This window comes from Tunicatimonas sp. (genome assembly GCF_049647865.1).
GTDB lineage: Bacteria > Bacteroidota > Bacteroidia > Cytophagales > Cyclobacteriaceae > Tunicatimonas.
Map to the genome: position 1 here is coordinate 1 of NZ_JBARYM010000883.1, position 3044 is coordinate 3044.

Below are 3044 nucleotides of genomic sequence, written 5' to 3' on the forward strand. Positions count from 1 at the left end.
ATTGTAAACAGGACAATCAAAATAATCGGAAATACCATCATGTTCTGAAGAGCACCCTGACCTACTGCTAATTCTAAGGCGTCTCCGCTAAGTCCTTCGGCTAGGTTCTCAGCTCGGGCACCATCAATCCATCCTCCGATAATTGGTTGGAAAATAGCTGAGGAAAACATTCCTACAGCTCCTATCACCGACATACCTAGTGCACTACTTAGTGGCACTCTTTGGGCCGTAGCTCCGATCATCACGGGCCAGAAGTAACCGTATCCTAGACCGAAGATAATGGCCGCCAAATAAGCGATTGGACCGGTAACAGTACTAAACAAGTAGATTCCTATAGCCGCTAAAATAGCTCCTCCTAGCAAAACTCCTGTTTGACCTAATGATCCTACTACTGGTCCCGCAAAATACCGAGCAATAGTCACAACTCCGTAAGTTAACGCAATAACTAACAATGGATCGGCGCCACTGGCACTTAAGATAAATGTCACCCACTGTCCGGGACCAAACTCAGTAATTGCCGTGAGGGCCATAGCTACAAATAGGAAGATAAAAACGGGACTCAACATAGCCTTAGCATTTTCTGCTAAAGAAGTAGCTCCTTCTACTGTGGCTTTAGGGAAGGTTTTTCCAAAGAATAAAACTGCATAAATGATGGTTGGGATCATAATAATCCATATTTGCGATTCCCAACTCATGCCAAAATCAGTCATGAACTTAGAAATGAGAGAACCTAACAGTAGGCCACCCGGAAACCACATATGAAAGCGGTTGAGCATTTTATTCATTTTTATCCCAGAGTAGGTGTCCGCAATCATTGGATTACAAGCAGCTTCGGTACATCCATTACCTATACCGATTAGTAGGGTAGAAATAAGTAGTGTTGTGTATCCACCAGCAAATATGGTCATTATTATACCAATAGTATGAGCAAGAAAGGCTACCGTCATGATGGTTTTCCCCCCGACTGTGTGATAAACTAGTCCACCAATAACCATTGAAATGGGAAATCCCAAAAACCACATAGAGTTAATGAAACCTAATTGTTCAGCAGATAGGCCAAATTCATTACCAAGTTGGGGTAATATTCCCGCTCTGATTGAAAAGGACAAAGCAGTGGTAATTAAGGCGAAGCAACTCCCGTAAAATAGGGCATTCTTGTTAACATTTTCGTTCATAGGTTTAGAAGATTAGTTGAGTAATATAATGGTTTTCAAAAAGCCAAGGTGTCAAGTTAGTCGATAAAAATATAGAAAATAACGATACAAATGGTGATAACTTACTAAAAATGCGGGCAGATCACCGACATTCATTATAGAAACGGCACTATCGAGCAAAAAAAGCCAGACAATACTGCCTGGCTTAATAAATTATAAAAACTTTTTCTCTGGTTAGTTAGAACCGGTGGGGTTAGCTTCCGTAGGGGTAATGCCCATATTTTTAAGCACTAAATCAGAGATATCAGCTTCCTCCTGATTATCTACGTACAACAGAATTGGGTTTCCGGCTACATCTAAACTGAAAACATGAGTATAGCTGTTCTCTTTCGCTACAACATCTATGGACTTCTGAATTTTATCCAGGGCTGGTTGTAGTAACTCAGCTTCCTTGCGCTGAAGATTAGTCTGAGCATCCTGTTGGTCTTGCTGGATTTGGGTTTGCAAGTCTTGTAGCTCTTTCTCTTTGGCTGCCCGGGCATCTTCGGTCATGGTAGAGGCTCCTTTCTGGTAGGCTTCGTACTGCGTTTGAAAGCCCTGGGTAGTCGCCTGAATTTTATTTACTAGCTGGCGCTGGTAAGCTTGCAATTCAGATTGAATAGATTTAGCCTCAGGCATCTGGCTTAACACATACTCAGTGCTAACAAAACCAAATTTCTGCTGGGCTTGTGCCTGAGTGGCAAAGAATAGCGTAAATACGCTTATCGCTACTAAAATATTCCTTTTCATACTAATTATAGGTTACATTAAATTTATCGAATAGTATCTTCTCGTTCTCCCAATCCTAATTCATCTAGCACATAGTCGGTGTAATCGTGAATAGGATTGGTATAAATCATGGATAAATCACCAGATTTATCAAACATGATCTGCAATTTATTTTCTTCTGACACCTTTTCTACTGCTTCAAACACCTGATCCAAAATCGGTTTAATTAATTCTTGCTTCTTCAGATGGTGTAATCCTTCAAATCCGAAAACCTTTTGTTGGTATTCCTTCAATGTCTGTTCCTTTTGCTGAATAGCTTCGCCACGTTCCCGACGCATCTCAGCAGTAAGCAGCACTTCCTCAGCCTTTAATGCACTATGCAGAGCATCAATTTCTTGCTGCATTCCCTGTATTTCACTTTGCCATTGAACCGCTAGTTGATTGACCTCTCCTTGCGCTTCCTGATACTCTGGTATCTTGCTTAGAATAAATTCCGTAGTGATATATCCAAATTTCTGGCCAAACACTTCGGGAGCTGCCAATAAAGCGCACAAAGTTACAAAAACTATTGAAAAAACGCGGAGGTTGGGGAAAACAATCTTAGCCATAACTGAGAACTAAATGACCGATAAAGTATCATTAACGAATTTGCTGACCAATGCGGAAGTGAAATTCTGGGCCGGGGGGGCGAGCTTGTAAACCTGGCGCGTTGGGAATACTATCAAACCCGTAGCCCCAGTCAATACCGAGTAACCCAAAGGCCGGCATAAAGATACGAGCCCCTACTCCGGCCGACTTATACAGATCAAATGGACTATACTCATCAAAGTTGGCAAAATTATTACCACCTTCTACAAACCCAAGTACATAAATAGTAGCGGCAGGGTTAGGGGAGACCAGATACCGTAGTTCGGCGGAAAATTTGTTGTAAGCTATTCCACCCCGAGCTCCGGTGCCATCCTGCGGTCTGATCGCTCGCTCAGGGTAGCCTCGTAGTCCGATTTGCTCTTCGGCCACAAAGAAATTCTGCCCAGCCATGCCCGCTCCTCCTAATGTAAATCGTTCAAAGGGCGAATTAATCGTATTGTCTTTATACGAGCCAAAGAATCCGAAATGTACATT

The 3044-nt window shown here is 42.3% G+C and carries 3 protein-coding genes and 1 pseudogene; all 4 read right to left on the reverse strand.

What is annotated here, in order from left to right; translation table 11 throughout:
• The coding region (locus WBA23_RS25285; protein WP_424585061.1) for an MFS transporter at window positions 1-1175 on the reverse strand (1175 nt) is incomplete at its 3' end.
• Window positions 1176-1388: 213 nt separating this feature from the next.
• On the reverse strand, window positions 1389-1943 hold the full coding sequence (locus WBA23_RS25290; RefSeq protein ID WP_424585062.1) for an OmpH family outer membrane protein: 555 nt from the start codon (window positions 1941-1943) through the stop codon (window positions 1389-1391).
• A 23-nt stretch (window positions 1944-1966) separates the two neighbouring features.
• The gene (locus tag WBA23_RS25295; RefSeq protein WP_424585063.1) at window positions 1967-2530 is read right to left on the reverse strand and encodes an OmpH family outer membrane protein; all 564 of its coding nucleotides are present in this window, start codon (window positions 2528-2530) and stop codon (window positions 1967-1969) included.
• Between the two features lie 31 nt (window positions 2531-2561).
• Window positions 2562-3044 (reverse strand): annotated as a pseudogene (locus WBA23_RS25300) (outer membrane protein assembly factor BamA); the annotation flags it as partial.

Coding starts and splice junctions, on each gene's coding strand:
- WBA23_RS25295 (WP_424585063.1), bottom strand. CDS start 2,530: ATGGCTAAGATTGTTTTCCCCAACCTCCGCGTTTTTTCAATAGTTTTT.
- WBA23_RS25290 (WP_424585062.1), bottom strand. CDS start 1,943: ATGAAAAGGAATATTTTAGTAGCGATAAGCGTATTTACGCTATTCTTT.